At 72.6% G+C, this 13,212-nt stretch carries 10 protein-coding genes; 9 read left to right on the forward strand and 1 reads right to left on the reverse strand.

Going from position 1 to position 13,212, the window contains the following annotated elements; all coding sequences use genetic code 11:
• The 6 genes from OG933_RS05840 (at position 1) to OG933_RS05865 (ending at position 8,474) form a co-directional block, all read left to right on the forward strand.
• Positions 1-2,844 carry an NHLP bacteriocin export ABC transporter permease/ATPase subunit gene (locus OG933_RS05840; RefSeq protein WP_405625727.1) on the forward strand — a complete coding sequence of 948 codons (2,844 nt, stop codon included), beginning with the start codon at positions 1-3 and terminating at the stop codon, positions 2,842-2,844.
• 147 nt (positions 2,845-2,991) lie between these two features.
• A complete protein-coding gene (locus tag OG933_RS05845; RefSeq protein ID WP_405625728.1) occupies positions 2,992-4,494 on the forward strand; it encodes an MFS transporter in 1,503 nt (500 codons plus the stop codon).
• Between the two features lie 131 nt (positions 4,495-4,625).
• Positions 4,626-5,711, forward strand: a complete 1,086-nt coding sequence (locus OG933_RS05850) for a Ppx/GppA family phosphatase (RefSeq protein WP_362519640.1) — start codon at positions 4,626-4,628, stop codon at positions 5,709-5,711.
• Between the two features lie 893 nt (positions 5,712-6,604).
• A complete protein-coding gene (locus OG933_RS05855) occupies positions 6,605-7,621 on the forward strand; it encodes an iron-containing redox enzyme family protein (protein ID WP_405625730.1) in 1,017 nt (338 codons plus the stop codon).
• A 12-nt stretch (positions 7,622-7,633) separates the two neighbouring features.
• Complete coding sequence (locus tag OG933_RS05860) at positions 7,634-8,296, forward strand: HemK2/MTQ2 family protein methyltransferase (RefSeq protein ID WP_405633254.1); 663 nt, start codon at positions 7,634-7,636, stop codon at positions 8,294-8,296.
• Positions 8,277-8,474, forward strand: a complete 198-nt coding sequence (locus OG933_RS05865; RefSeq protein ID WP_054241065.1) for a CDGSH iron-sulfur domain-containing protein — start codon at positions 8,277-8,279, stop codon at positions 8,472-8,474. The genes OG933_RS05860 and OG933_RS05865 overlap by 20 nt, the downstream gene beginning before the upstream one ends.
• Positions 8,475-8,654: 180 nt before the next feature.
• Here OG933_RS05865 and OG933_RS05870 read toward each other — a convergent pair whose 3' ends face one another.
• On the reverse strand, positions 8,655-9,089 hold the full coding sequence (locus OG933_RS05870; RefSeq protein ID WP_267023059.1) for a protease inhibitor: 435 nt from the start codon (positions 9,087-9,089) through the stop codon (positions 8,655-8,657).
• Between the two features lie 379 nt (positions 9,090-9,468).
• Between OG933_RS05870 and OG933_RS05875 the strand changes: the two genes are divergently transcribed.
• From OG933_RS05875 to OG933_RS05885, 3 genes are all read left to right on the forward strand, one after another.
• Positions 9,469-10,098 (forward strand): hypothetical protein, encoded by a 630-nt coding sequence (locus tag OG933_RS05875; protein WP_405625731.1) that lies wholly within the window; start codon positions 9,469-9,471, stop codon positions 10,096-10,098.
• Between the two features lie 156 nt (positions 10,099-10,254).
• Positions 10,255-11,853, forward strand: coding sequence for a purine-cytosine permease family protein (locus tag OG933_RS05880; protein ID WP_405625733.1), 1,599 nt, complete (start codon positions 10,255-10,257; stop codon positions 11,851-11,853).
• A 92-nt stretch (positions 11,854-11,945) separates the two neighbouring features.
• Positions 11,946-13,115: a lactate 2-monooxygenase gene (locus OG933_RS05885; RefSeq protein WP_362519627.1), complete on the forward strand. Its 1,170-nt coding sequence runs from the start codon at positions 11,946-11,948 to the stop codon at positions 13,113-13,115.
• The last annotated feature ends 97 nt before the right edge of the window (positions 13,116-13,212 follow it).

Consider the following 13,212-nt stretch of genomic DNA (forward strand, 5'->3'; position numbering starts at 1 on the left):
ATGACTGCCGTGTCCGAAGGCGACGTCGTGCTCGCCGCGCTGGGACAGCTGGGCGCGCGGATCGACTGCGCGGGCTTCAGCCGGCTCGACCTGGAAGGGCCGCAGGTGCTGTGGCTGGTCGCGTCGGGCGCACTGGACCTGTTCGCGGTGGATGCCGAACAGCAGGGCCACTGGCACCACTTGGGCCGACTGGAGGCGGGCTCCCTGCTGCTCGGTCCGGTCACCGGACCCCACCACACGCTCGTCGCGCGCCCGTTGCGCGACTGCGTCGTGCACCGCATCGGGCTGCGTGAGCTGTACCAGCCCGCGAACACCCAGACCTGGTCCTACGACGAGTACGGCAACCCCCAGTACGTGCCGCCGACTTCGAGCCCGCTGGAGTACGCGCTCGCCCTCGGCGTGGGCCGCGGTCTGTCGATCCTCTTCCAGGCACCGATGGCCACCGAACGGGCGGCCGAGGTCACGGACGACGACGTGTTCTGGATGCAGGTGCCGCCCGGCAGCGTGCAGTACGGCTCGTTGTACGGCGCGGAGGCGGCCGCCGACCTGCTGATGGACCCTGCGGTGTGGCAGAGCATGGTCGACCAGCAGTACCGGCTGCTGACCACGCTGGACCGCTGGATCGAGCAACTCGAGCACACCCACGAGACCCGCACGGCCGCCGGGATCAAGGCCGGTGAGGCGGTCCGCGCCCAGGCCGACCGGACTCTGCTCGCGTCGATCGGCAAGAGCGGCCGGGGCGACAGGAACGGCAGGGGCACGGACAAGCGCGCCACGGCCGCCGACGCCGACGCCACCTACGCGGCGTGCGGGCTCGTCGCCCGGGCCGCCGGGATCACCCTCGCCGAACCCTCGCAGATGGGCGCCGACAGCGACCGGCTGGACCCGGTGGAGCGGGTCGCCCTCGCCTCGCGGGTGCGCGCCCGGGCCGTACGTCTGGACGGCCACTGGTGGCGGGACGACGTGGGGCCGCTGGTCGGGCACCGGGCCCTGTCCGGGGCGCCGGTCGCGCTGCTGTGGCGGCGCGGCGGCTATGTCGCCGTGCACCCGGCCACCGGGCGGGAGACCCCGGTCGAGAAGGCCAACGCGGCGGAGTTCGAGCCGCGTGCGGTCATGTTCTACCGCCCGCTGCCGGAACAGGGCCTCGGCCCCCTCGGGCTGCTGCGCTTCAGCATGCGGGGCACGGCAGGGGACCTGACGAACCTGCTGCTCAGCGGGCTGGTGACGGTGGTGATCGGGGCGCTGGTGCCGATCGCGACCGGCAAGGTGCTCGGCGAGTACGTGCCGAAGGCCCAGCAGGGGCTGATCGTGCAGGTGTGTCTGGCGGTGATGGTCAGCGGCGTGGTGGCGGCGGCGTTCATGCTGCTGCAGAACCTCACCATGCTGCGGCTGGAGGGCCGGATCGAGGCAACGCTCCAGCCGGCGGTGTGGGACCGGCTGCTCAGGCTGCCGACGAAGTTCTTCGCCGAGCGTTCGACGGGCGAGCTGGCGAGTGCCGCGATGGGCATCAGCGCGATCCGCCGGCTGCTGGCGGGACTCGGTCCCTCGGTCGCGCAGTCCGTCACCATCGGTGCGATGAACCTGGGGCTGCTGCTCTGGTACAGCGTGCCGATGGCCCTCGCCGCGATCGGCATGCTGGTCGTCATCGCGTCCGTGTTCCTGGCGCTCGGGCTGTGGCAGGTGCGCTGGCAGCGACGGCTCGTGGTGCTCTCCAACAAGCTCAACAACCAGGCCTTCCAGACCCTGCGCGGACTGCCGAAGCTGCGGGTGGCGGCCGCCGAGAACTACGCGTACGCGGCCTGGGCGGCGCAGTTCGCGCGCAGCCGGGAGCTCCAGCAGCGCCTCGGCCGGATCAAGAACCTCAACACGGTGCTGGGTTCGGTGTATCTGCCGCTGTGTTCCCTGCTGATGTTCATGCTGCTGGCCGGTCCGGCGCGGGGTGCGCTGTCGGCGGCGGACTTCCTCACCTTCAACACGTCGATGACGATGCTGCTCACCTCGGTGACCTCGTTGACCGGCGCGTTCGTCTCGGCGGTGGCCGCGCTGCCGCTGTTCGAGGAGATCCGGCCGGTGCTGGAGGCGACGCCTGAGGTCCGCACGGCGAACACCCGCCCCGGCCCGCTGACCGGCGCGCTGGAGGCCCGCCGGCTGTCCTTCCGCTACTCCGACGACGGTCCCCTCGTCCTCGACGACGTCTCCTTCGAGGTGCGGCCGGGCGAGTTCGTGGCGATCGTCGGCCCGAGCGGCTGCGGGAAGTCGACGCTGCTCCGGCTGCTCATCGGCTTCGACAAGCCGGTCTCGGGCAGTGTGCTGTACGACGGCCAGGACCTGGCGGCCCTCGACCAGTCGGCGGTCCGCCGGCAGTGCGGGGTGGTGCTCCAGCACGCCCAGCCGTTCACCGGCTCCCTGCTGGACGTCATCTGCGGCACCGAGGCCTACACGCCGGAGGAGGCGATGGCGGCGGCCGAGCTGGCCGGCCTCGCCGAGGACATCAAGCGCATGCCGATGGGACTGCACACGATCGTCTCGGGCAGCGGGTCGGTCTCGGGCGGCCAGCGTCAGCGCCTGATGATCGCCCAGGCGCTGATCCGCCGGCCGCGCATCCTGTTCTTCGACGAGGCGACCAGCGCCCTCGACAACGAGACCCAGCGCACGGTCATCGAGAGCACCCGCAAGCTCAACGCCACCCGGGTCGTCATCGCGCACCGCCTGTCGACGGTGATGGACGCCGACCGGGTCGTGGTGATGGAGAACGGCAAGGTCGCCCAGCAGGGACCGCCCGCCCAGCTTCTCGCGGACACCGGCGGCAGGCTGCACGAGCTGGTGCGACGGCAGTTGGCCTGAGCCCCCGGACCCACCCGTCGGCACCGCGCCCGACGCGGCCGCCACTAACGAAACTTTGCCGTTTCGCAGAAACTGGTCTAACCTCCAGGTGTACGAAACCGTTTCGTTTACGTGTTCTTTGCCCTCACGTCCCTGGAGTGGTTCCCCATGTCTCCGAAGACCCTGACGGACGGCACCCGCACGGGCGCCGACCAGGGGCCGTCCGCAGCGTCCGCCAAGAAGTGGTGGATCCTCGCGGTCGTCGCCCTGGCCCAGCTGATGGTGGTGCTGGACGCCACCATCGTGAACATCGCCCTGCCCTCGGCCCAGGCCGACCTCGGTTTCTCCGACGGCAACCGGCAGTGGATCGTCACCGCGTACGCGCTGGCGTTCGCCTCCCTGCTGCTGCTCGGCGGCCGGATAGCCGACCTCTTCGGCCGCAAGACGGCCTTCCTGATCGGGGTCGTCGGCTTCGCCGCCGTCTCCGCCCTCGGCGGTGCCGCGACCAACTTCGAGATGCTGGTCACCGCCCGCGCACTCCAGGGCGCCTTCGGCGCGCTCCTCGCGCCCGCCGCGCTGTCGCTGCTCAACACCACGTTCACCGACGCCAAGGAACGCGCCAAGGCGTTCAGCGTCTACGGCGCCATCGCCGGCGCGGGCGGCGCGGTGGGCCTGCTGCTCGGCGGCATCCTGACCGACGCGCTCGACTGGCGCTGGACGCTGTACGTCAACGTGGCCATCGCCGTCGTCGCCTTCGCGGGCGGCTGGCTGCTGCTGTCCAACCACCGTGACGCCGAGAACTCCAAGCTGGACGTGCCGGGTACGGTCCTGGTCGCCGCCGGTCTGTTCTCCCTGGTGTACGGCTTCTCCAACGCGGAGACCCACGACTGGGACTCGCCGCAGACCTGGGGCTTCCTGCTCGCGGGCGGGGCGCTGCTCGTGGCCTTCACCTGGTGGCAGACCCGGGCCGCGCACCCGCTGCTGCCGCTGCGCATCCTCCTCGACCGCAACCGGGCGGCCTCGTTCCTGGCCGTGCTGATCTCCGGCGCCGGCATGTTCGGCGTGTTCCTCTTCCTCACCTACTACCTCCAGCTGAACCTGGGCTTCAGCCCGACGAAGACGGGTGTGGCGTTCCTGCCGATGGTGGGGGCGCTCATGGTGGCGGCGCAGATCGGCACCACGACCCTGGTGCCGCGCCTGGGCCCGAAGGCGGTCATCCCGCTGGGCTTCGCGATCGCCGCGGTGGGCATGGCCTGGCTGACCGGGATCGGCGTCGGCTCCCACTACCTGAGCGCGGTGCTGCCGCAGCTGGTCATCACCGGTCTCGGCCTCGGCCTGGTCATGCCGCCCGCCATGCAGATGGCCACCGGCGGAGTCGCCGCCGAGGACGCGGGCGTGGCCTCCGCCACGGTCAACGCCATGCAGCAGGTGGGCGGTTCGATCGGCACGGCCCTGCTGAACACCCTGGCCGCGAGCGCCACCGCCGACTACCTGGTCGGCAAGAACCCGGCGAACAAGCTGGTCCAGGCGCAGGCGACCATCGAGAGCTACACCACCGCCTTCTGGTGGTCGGCCGGCTTCTTCGCCGCGGGCGCGGTCATCGCGTTCCTGCTCTTCCGCCGCGGGGTGCCGCAGCAGGACGCGGGCGCGGCACCGGTGGTCCACATGTGACGGGCCCGCCACCCGCCGCACCAGGGAGACACCAGGGAGAGGGGCCGCCGTCCGCGAGGGACGGCGGCCCCTCCGTGTCATGTCCGCAAGGGCGGGGCTCCCGCAGGTTTGGCCCTGGGTACTCGCGGTCCATGAGAATCAGCGTGCTCGACGTGGGCTCGAACACCGTGCGGCTGGTGGTGGCGGACGCGGCGGGCGGGGTCCCTCTGCCGGTCCACACGGCCAAGTGGCGGTTGCGGCTGGCCGAGCAGGTCGCGCCCGGTGACCCCATCCCGGAAGAGGCCGTGGAACGCCTCGTCCGAGCGGTCGCCGCGGCGGCCCGGACCGCGGACCGCTGGGGTGCGGCGGGCCCGCTCGCCTTCGCGACCGCCGTGGTGCGCGCGGCCCCCAACCGGCGCGAGGTACTGCGCGAGGTCCGGTCCCGGACCGGCGTGGCGCTGTGCACCCTGCCGGGCGAGGTGGAGGCCGAGCTGACGTTCCTCGGGGCCCGCCGCTGGATGGGCTGGCGCTGCGGCCCGCTCGCCCTGCTGGACATCGGCGGCGGCTCCTTCGAAGTGGCCTTCGGCCGGGGCCGGTTGCCGGACTTCGTGGCCTCACTCCCCCTGGGGGCGGGCCGGCTCACCCACGACTTCTTCGCGGACCACGACCCGCCCTCCCCCGAAGCCCTCCGTGCGGCCCGGCGCAGGATCCGCCACCAGCTCAGGGACGTGGCGGCCCGGGTCCGCTGGGAGGGTCCGCGTACGGCGGTGGCCACCTCCCGCACCTTCCAGCAGCTCGGCCGACTGTGCGGGGCCGCACCCGGACGGCACGGCCCCTTCATGGACCGCACCCTGCGCCGCGGCGACCTGCGCGAGGCCATCACCACCCTGGCCGCCCTGCCCGCCGCCGAACGCGCCCGGCTGCCCGGCATCTCCGCGCCGCGCGCCGCGCAGAGCCTGGCCGGCGCGGTGATCGGGCACACGGCGATGAAGCTCACCGGACTGACCTCGGTCACCGTCTGTCCGTGGGCGATCCGCGAGGGCGTCATGCTGCGGCACATGGAGGACGGCCCGGCCTGGTGGGCCGAGGTCAGCCGGCTCATCGACAACGAGGAGGCGGCACCCCTGGAGCCGATGCCCCTGCGCCTCACCCAACACGTCCCCTCCCCTGCCCGGACACCGTCCGGAACCGCCTCGCACCGCCCGCCGGAAGAACCCGCCACAGACCGAGCACGCTGACCCCCACCCCGCCCCCCTGGCGCGAGCCCCAGCCAAGGAAAACCACCGCCCGACGCACTCCGAAGGAGCCGCAGGACGACTGAGCGGGGGGGGCTGAGCCGCCAGGGGGCTGAGCCGAGGGCTGAGCTGGGGGGGGAGCCGGGGGCTGAGCTGGGGGGGGTGAGCCGGGGGGCTGAGCCGGGGGGCTGAGCCGGGGGGCTGAGCCCGGGGCATCCGGTCGGCCGGCCGCTCGGGTGCCGGACAGAGTCACACGTCGGCGGGCTCGGCGCCCGCCCGGTCCCGGCGGCAGTGCCTGGCGCGAGCAGAAGGCGACCTCGACTCGCTCGGGCCGCTCCCAGCGGCCGCCCCGGCCGACGCTCGCGCGGACCCGAGCAGGCGGACGGCCATGGTCCGGTCCGGTCGGGTACCGGCCGCGTGGCCGCCCGAGGGACACTCGGGCGGACCCGGAAGGGTGCCGACAGCCACGGCCAGGTCCGGCCGGTACCAGTCACAGCGGCTGCCCGGCCGACGCTCGGGGTGATCGGGCCAGGTGGGCGCGGATCGACGCAGCCGGGCCGCCCAAGCCAGGTCCGGCCTGCGGGGACCGCAGGACCGCAGGACCGCAGGACCGCGGGACCGCAGGACCGCGGGACCGCAGGACCGCAGGACCGCAGGACCGCAGGACCGCAGGACCGCAGGACCGCAGGACGCCGGGCCGCAGGACCGCGGGAGCGCAGGACGCCGGGCCGCGGGAGCGCAGGACGCCGGGCCGCGGGAGCGCAGGACGCCGGGCCGCAGGACCGCCAGGACCGCAGAACCGCCAGGACCGCCAGGACCGCCGGATGCGGAGTGTCGCTCCGCGTGGTGTGCGGGTCCCGGCGGGTGGTCCGGCGTGCGTGGGGTACCCGGCGCGCATGGCACACGACCCCCATGGACCACAGCTGCCGGCCGCCCGGGGCCCGGTGTCCGCGGCCGTCCGCGGATATCTGGCGGGCGCGGACGCGCTTCCGGCGGCGGAGACGGTCGCGGTCGCGTCCCCGTACGGCGACGACCTCCAGCTGGCCCTGTACCTCTGCTACGAGCTGCACTACCGCGGTTTCGCGGGGGTGACCCCGGACCGGGAGTGGGATCCCGGCCTGCTGCGGGTGCGGGCCGCGCTGGAGCACCGCTTTCTGACCGCCCTGCGCGAGGACACACCGGTCCACGACTCCGTCGAGGACGCGCTCGCGGAGCTTCTCGTCGAGCCCGTCGAGGGCTCGGGTGTCAGTCATTTCCTCGCGGCCGAGGGCGAGTTGTGGCAGCTGCGCGAGTACGCGGCCCAGCGGTCCCTCTACCACCTCAAAGAGGCGGACCCGCACGCGTGGGTGCTGCCGAGGCTGTGGGGCCGGGCCAAGGCGGCGATGGCGGCGGTGGAGTTCGACGAGTGGGGCGGCGGCCGCCCCGACCGCGTCCACGCACGGCTGTTCGCGGACCTGATGACGGACCTGGGCCTGGACACCACCTACGGCCGCTATCTGGACGCCGCCTGCGCCGAGACGCTGGCCACGGTCAACCTGATGTCCCTCTTCGGCCTGCACCGGGCCCTCAGGGGCGCCCTCGTGGGCCACTTCGCGGCGGTCGAGATCACCTCTTCGCCCGGTTCCAGGCGGCTCGCGCAGGCGATGCGCCGCGCGGACGCCGGGCCCGCCGCCGTGCACTTCTACGACGAGCACGTCGAGGCCGACGCCGTGCACGAGCAGGTGGTACGCCATGACGTCATCGGCGGTCTGCTGGACGAGGAACCGCACCTGGCCCCCGACATCACCTTCGGCCTCGACGCCACCGGGCACCTGGAGGACCGCCTCGCCGCCCGCCTGCTCAGCGCCTGGCGCTCGGGAGAGTCCTCCCTGCGCGCTCCACTCCCCGATCAGGAAAAAGCCCATATTTCGTGATTGTCTGGGTACTTGGTCGGCGTGAATCCTCTCGTACTCCCGGGCGTGTACGCCCCGCAGGAGGACACCGCCCTGCTGGCCGGGGCACTGTCCGAAGAGCCGCTGCTCCCGGGCGCCGACGTCCTCGACGTGGGCACCGGCACCGGCGCGCTGGCGCTGGAGGCCGCACGGCGCGGCACGCGGGTCACCGCGGTCGACGTGTCCTGGCGCGCGGTCTACTCCGCCCGCCTCAACGCCTGGCGGGAACGGCTGCCGGTGCGCGTGCACCGCGGCAACCTCTTCGCCCCGGTGCACGGCCAGTCCTTCGACCTGATCCTGACCAACCCGCCGTACGTGCCCGCGCCGGCCGGCCACCGCGTGGGCCGCGGGACGGCCCGGGCCTGGGACGGCGGCGGTGACGGCAGGCTCCTGCTCGACCGGATCTGCCGGGAAGCGCCCCTGCTGCTGCGGCCCGGAGGTGTGCTGCTGATGGTCCACTCGGCGCTCAGCGACCCCGCGAGCACCCTGACGGTCCTGCGCGCGTCCGGGCTGAAGGCGTCCGTGACGCGACGCCGCAGCATTCCCTTCGGCCCCGTCCTGCGCGAGCGCAGGGACTGGCTGCGGGAGCGGGGTCTGCTGTCCGCCGACGACGAGAACGAGGAACTGGTGGTCGTCCGTGCCGAACTCCCCAGCTGACAGGCCCTGTCGGATCACCGTCCAGCGCCGGGGCCCCCTGCTCGTCGAGGGACCGGTCGAGGTGGAACTGGAGGACGGCACCACGGTCGCCTCCGACCGCTTCCGGGTCGCCCTGTGCACCTGCCGGCGCAGCCGCCGCTATCCCTGGTGCGACACCAGCCACCGGGAGCGGTCCTAGGGATTGCGGGGGACCCTCCCGCGCGTCCTTCGTGAAAACGGGTGCACCGGAGGCCGGCGGACAGCCCCACACTGTCCTCCGGCCTCCGGGTACGGAATCACGCTGCTCCCGTGTCAGGGGCTCGCACTCCCCACCTCACGAGCCTCTCTCGGTGTCCACGGGGACCACGCGATCCCGGTCTCAGAACGCGAAGAGGCTGCTCCCGGCAGCGTTCTTCACGCACTCGTTGGAGAAGGCGCGCTCGAAGGAGACGCGCTTGCCCTGCCATACGCCGTCGACGGTGACGACCACCGGGTCGTACTGCCTCGTACAGACGGCGTCGCCCGGTCCCGCCAGGGCGTCCAGATCGCCGCCGGCGGCGCGCAGTTCGGCGCAGGCGCGAGCGGCGGCGGGATGGGTGCCGGAGGGCGTCGGGGCGCAGTTCAGGGTGACGGCCCGGGCCGCGTTGACGGTGGCGGCGGTCTCTCCGTGGCCCACGGTCAGCACGAGGGCCGACGGGGCGTAGAGGGAGGTCGGCGCTGCGGCCGGGGCGGCGAGCGCGGATCCGGTGAGGGATCCGCAGACGGTGGCGGCGGTGAGGCCGAGGGTCGCTGCCCAGCGCGCGGTGTTCCGCATTGTGTGCATCCTTCCGCTCGATTCGGGGGTGTGCCGGTCCGGCTCGGTCGGTGTCGAACGCGGCGAGCGCGAGTCTGCCGAGTCCACCGCCGAATCTCACATCGACCCCATGGGTTTCAGTAACCTTGCGTATTGAATCAGTGGCGTGAAGTAACTGAATTCGAACGTTCCAACGCCGAAAGCAAGCGCTTCATGATCCCTTCGGTCGACTCGATGACCGGTTTCCATAGCTTCGTTAATCGGCCTGAAACATTCCGCCTCCGCCTCCGGATCCCTCCGAGATCCCTCCGCGATCCCTCCGCGCACCCCTCCGTTCCGCTCTCGGCGGACTTCTTCTCGACCACTTGTGTTCATGTACCTGCGGAGTAATCGTCATTACATGATTACGACCGAGCAGAAAGAGAAGCTGAGGGGCTGGTTCGCCGGCCGCCTGCCGGACGACCTCTTCGAGGAACCCGCCGAGGTGACGGTCGACCGCGAGGAGATCACCGTGATCGGCCGCATCCCCGCGCCCCGGCTGGCCGAGGACGTTTCCGCCGCCGAGCGGGAGGCGGCGGTCACCGCCCGGATCCAGGAGTTCCGGGAGCGCACCCGGGAGACCCGGATCGCCGTGGCCCGCGACGCCGAACACCGGTTCCGCCGGAAGGTGTCCTGGGGTGTGGTGTGCGACGGGGAGCGCGCCCTGTTCACCCACGTGGCCGCGCCCGTCATGACCCGGCTGCGGCAGCCCGAACGCCAGGTCCTCGACACCCTGATCGCCGCGGGAGTGGCCCGCAGCCGCAGCGACGCGCTCGCCTGGTGCGTCCGGCTGGTCCAGCGCCACACCGACGACTGGCTCGTCGAGCTGCGCGACTCCCTCGAACAGGTCCAGCGGGTGCGGGCCCAGGGACCGGACGCGGCCCCGGACTCCAACTCCGCCTCCGCCTCCGCCTCCGACCCCGACCCCGATTCCGGCCCCGGTCACGGAGAGGTGGCGGATTCGTCCACTCCCGACGCGGAAGAAGGATGATTCACCCTCTGGTCGGGGTCTTGCCCACGCCGTACGTTCGGCAGACCCCGATCAGTGACGGCACCCGCCCGCGTCGCCCACCCCGCGACCGGACGGCCGTTCACCGTGCCGCGCCACCCCGCGCTCCACCGTCGACCGCCTGTTGCTGGAGCTCCCTTGACCCCGCCGTCCCCCGAACCCGCGCCGTCCGCCTCTCCCCCGTCGCTCACCGAGGTCGAGTCCCACGGTGTGGACCGCATCCCCGACGCCGAGCGCACCGCGACCCCCCTCGACCTGTTCCGGCTCGCCTTCGGCGGCGCGAACACCTTCTCCACCTGCGTGCTCGGCGCCTTCCCGATCCTCTTCGGCCTGTCCTTCTGGCAGGGCCTCGCCGCCACCCTCCTCGGGGTCTTCGTGGGCGCGCTGATCCTGTGCCCGATGGCGGTGTTCGGCCCGGTCAACGGCACCAACAACGCGGTCTCCTCCTCCGCGCACCTCGGAGTGCACGGCCGTGTGGTCGGCTCGTTCCTCTCCCTGCTGACGGCGATCGCCTTCTTCTCCATCTCCGTGTGGAGCTCCGGCGACGCCCTGGTCGGCGGCGCCCACCGCCTCTTCGGCCTCTCCCGCGGCGACCTGACGTACGCCGTCGCCTACGCGGTGTTCGCCGGGCTGGTGCTCGCGGTGTGCGTGTACGGCTTCCGGTTCATGCTGTTCGTCAACAAGGTCGCGGTCGCCTCGGCCACGGTGCTGTTCCTCCTCGGCGCGATCGCCTTCGCCGGCGACTTCGACGCGTCGTACGCGGGCGTCTTCACCGACTCAGCGGACGCGGCCACCGACGCGCTGTTCTGGCCGTCGTTCATCGGCGCGGCGCTGATCGTGCTGTCCAACCCGGTGTCGTTCGGAGCGTTCCTCGGCGACTGGTCCCGCTACATCCCGGCCACCACCCCGCGCCGCAGGGTGGTCGGCGCCGCGTTCCTTTCGCAGATCGCGACCCTGCTGCCGTTCGTCTTCGGCCTGGCGACCGCGAGCATCATCGCGTCGAAGGCCCCGGAGTACGTCGACCCGGCCGCCCCCGACTTCGTGGGCGGGCTGCTGGCGATCTCACCGTCCTGGTTCTTCCTGCCGGTGTGTCTGCTCGCCCTGATCGGCGGGATGTCCACGGGCACGACCTCGCTCTACGGCACCGGTCTGGACTTCTCGTCGGTGTTCCCGCGGCTGTCGCGGGTGCAGGCGACCGTGCTGGTCGGTCTGCTGTCGATCGTGTTCATCTTCGTCGGCCGGTTCGGTCTGGACCTGGTGCAGTCCATCTCGACGTTCGCCACGATGATCATCACGTGTACGACGCCGTGGATGGTCGTGATGATGCTGGGCTTCTTCACCCGGCGCGGCTGGTACGACCCCGAAGCCCTCCAGGTCTTCAACCGCCGTCAGCGTGGCGGGCGTTACTGGTTCGCGCACGGCTGGAACTGGCGCGGCATGACCGCCTGGTGGGTGTCGGCGCTGCTCGGTGTGCTGTTCACGAACATCCCGGGCCAGTTCGTGGGCCCGCTGGGTGATCTGGCGAACGGCATCGACATCGGCCTGCCGCTGTCCCTGGCCGTCGCCGCCGTGCTCTACCTGGCGTTGCTGCGCCTGTTCCCCGAACCCCGGGCGGTGTACGGGCCCGAGGGGCCGCGGCTGGCCAGGACCGTGGAGGTGGCGGTGCCGCCGATCACCGGTCCGGGCACGGACGCCGGCGAACCAGCCGCCGTACCGTCCGGGTCGGCCGTCGACTGAACCGCCGGACCGGCGCGACCGACCCGCCGGTATGGTCGCCCTGCGACGGCGACGACGCCGGACCGCGGGACGGCGAGAGGCGGGACGTACGGATGGCGAAGCACTGGGCGGACTTCCAGTACGAGATCTATCTCAACGGGATGACGGGCGCGGTCCCCCGGCTGCCCACCGACCTGACCCGGCTTGAGGAGCTCACCGAACAGCGCCTCGGGCCGGGGCCGGTCGGCTATGTGGCGGGCAGCGCGGGGGACGGCAGCACGGCGCGGGCGAACCGTGCGGCCCTGGAGCGTCGCCGGATCGTGCCGCGCATGCTGCGGGACGTGCACGAGCGGGACCTGTCGGTCGAGGTGCTGGGCCGTGCCCTGCCCGCGCCGCTCGCCCTCGCGCCCGTCGGCGTGCTGTCGATCATGCATCCGGAGGCCGAGTCCGCTGCGGCCCGGGCGGCGGCCGCGCAGGGGGTGCCGTTCGTCCTGTCGTCGGCGTCGAGCACGCCGATCGAGCAGGTGGCCGAGGCGATGGGGGACGCCGAGCGCTGGTTCCAGCTGTACTGGTCCAAGGACCGCGAGGTGACCCGCAGCTTCCTGCGGCGGGCGCGGACGAGCGGGTTCACGGTGCTCGTCGTCACCCTGGACACCCCGCTGCTGGCGTGGCGGCCCCGCGACCTCGACCAGGCCTATCTGCCGTTCCTGCACGGCGTGGGCACCGCCAACTACTTCACCGACCCGGCCTTCCTGGCAGGCCTGGCCAAGCCGGTGCACGAGGACCCGAACGCGGCCGTACTGCACTTCGTGAGTCTGTTCGCGGACCCCGGCAAGACCTGGCCGGACCTGGCGTTCCTGCGGGAGAACTGGGACGGGCCGATCGTCCTCAAGGGCGTGCTGCACCCCGACGACGCCCGGCTGGCCGCCGACGCCGGGATGGACGGCGTGGTGGTCTCCAACCACGGGGGCCGCCAGGTCGCCGGTTCGGTCGCGGCCGCCGACGCGCTGCCCCGGGTGGCGCGGGCGGTCGGCGACCGGCTGACGGTGCTGTTCGACAGCGGGGTGCGCACCGGCGACGACGTCTTCAAGGCACTCGCCCTCGGCGCGCGTGCGGTACTCCTCGGCCGCCCCTACGTCTACGGCCTCGGCCTGGACGGACAGCCGGGCGTCGAGCACGTGATCCGCTGCCTGCTCGCCGAGTTCGACCTCACCCTGGCACTGTCCGGCCACGCCGGGCCCGGGACCGTGGGCCCGGCGGACCTCGTCGAGGACGCCGGGTGACGGCAGGCGGGTGACGCGGTCGGGTGACGGCGGTCCGGTAGCCGCGGCCACCGGTCACCGCCGTGCCCGCGGGCCCGCCGGGGCGCGCGTACCTCGT

It is taken from the genome of Streptomyces sp. NBC_00016 (genome assembly GCF_045040885.1).
In the GTDB taxonomy this organism is placed as follows: Bacteria; Actinomycetota; Actinomycetes; order Streptomycetales; family Streptomycetaceae; genus Streptomyces; species Streptomyces coriariae.

Bases quoted from the DNA above. Each gene is read 5' to 3' on its own strand.
- OG933_RS05875 (WP_405625731.1), top strand. From the start codon at position 9,469: ATGATTACGACCGAGCAGAAAGAGAAGCTGAGGGGCTGGTTCGCCGGC.
- OG933_RS05840 (WP_405625727.1), top strand. From the start codon at position 1: ATGACTGCCGTGTCCGAAGGCGACGTCGTGCTCGCCGCGCTGGGACAG.
- OG933_RS05850 (WP_362519640.1), top strand. From the start codon at position 4,626: ATGAGAATCAGCGTGCTCGACGTGGGCTCGAACACCGTGCGGCTGGTG.
- OG933_RS05855 (WP_405625730.1), top strand. From the start codon at position 6,605: ATGGCACACGACCCCCATGGACCACAGCTGCCGGCCGCCCGGGGCCCG.
- OG933_RS05845 (WP_405625728.1), top strand. From the start codon at position 2,992: ATGTCTCCGAAGACCCTGACGGACGGCACCCGCACGGGCGCCGACCAG.
- OG933_RS05885 (WP_362519627.1), top strand. From the start codon at position 11,946: ATGGCGAAGCACTGGGCGGACTTCCAGTACGAGATCTATCTCAACGGG.
- OG933_RS05870 (WP_267023059.1), bottom strand. From the start codon at position 9,089: ATGCGGAACACCGCGCGCTGGGCAGCGACCCTCGGCCTCACCGCCGCC.